The following is a 208-nucleotide window of genomic DNA, read 5'->3' on the forward strand; positions in this document are numbered from 1 at the left end:
TTGGGATACTCGGACTCGAACCAAGAATGACAGGACCAGAATCTGTAGTGTTACCATTACACCATATCCCAATTTTTAAAATCGCATAAGAAACAAACGCTGTTTAGCACCTCTTCTTCAAAGAGGAAGTTTGTGTTGTTGGGATACTCGGACTCGAACCAAGAATGACAGGACCAGAATCTGTAGTGTTACCATTACACCATATCCC

The 208-nt window shown here is 41.8% G+C and carries 1 tRNA gene; it reads right to left on the bottom strand.

Annotation, left to right across the window (positions count from 1 at the left end):
* Positions 1-71: transfer RNA gene (locus I6E38_RS15275), tRNA-Gln, on the bottom strand.
* Between the last annotated feature and the right edge of the window lie 137 nt (positions 72-208).

The sequence above is a fragment of the Leyella stercorea genome (assembly GCF_021531355.1).
In the GTDB taxonomy this organism is placed as follows: Bacteria; Bacteroidota; Bacteroidia; order Bacteroidales; family Bacteroidaceae; genus Prevotella.